The 669-nt window shown below is 52.3% G+C and carries 1 protein-coding gene; it reads left to right on the forward strand.

Annotated elements, in window-relative coordinates; translation table 11 throughout:
* On the forward strand, window positions 1–669 hold a 669-nt coding region (locus B5G03_RS16915), incomplete at its 5' end, for a SipW-dependent-type signal peptide-containing protein (protein ID WP_140401744.1).

Raw genomic sequence — 669 nt, forward strand, 5'->3', positions numbered from 1 at the left:
CTGGTAGCTTGCCTGTCCATCGGCGCTACTCTGGCTTACTTCACCGACAAGAGCGATACCATGACGAACGTATTCACCACCGGTAAGGTTGATATGACCCTGATCGATGAGACGGAAGATCCGAAGGGTCAGTACACCTTCGATGAGAACGGTGTACAGAATGGTATCCTGTACACCGGAGTAGTTCCCGGTGACGATCTGGATAAGAGAGTTTCTGTGCTGACTCGTGATGGTTCTTCCAATGCGCACGTGGGTATCGTGGTAACCGTTGGTAACACCACGGATCCTTCCGCACAGGAAGTATATAAGCTGATTGATGAGGCTGTAGCCCGTCAGGAAAATGTCGACGGTGACAAGTGGCTGGGTGTTCAGGATGTGAAGGTGTATGATGGCGAGAACATTGTACAGGGCAAGCTGTACGCCTACAATCCCGAGTATCCCGGTTGGGAGCAGGGTGTTCCCGCAAATACTCTGATGCGTCTGTTCAGCGATATCAAGATCCCCACTGCTTGGGATAACGACGAAGCGGAAGCGGTCTTCGACATCAAGGTTCAGGCATATGCACTGCAGGCAGAAAATACTGCACCTTCCCTGCTGAAGAGTGCGATCGAAGGCACCCTGAAGGACGACAATGGTGACCGTGTTGAGTTCCAGCAGTACGGCGACTGA

The sequence above is a fragment of the Gemmiger sp. An50 genome (genome assembly GCF_002161595.1).
GTDB lineage: Bacteria > Bacillota > Clostridia > Oscillospirales > Ruminococcaceae > Allofournierella.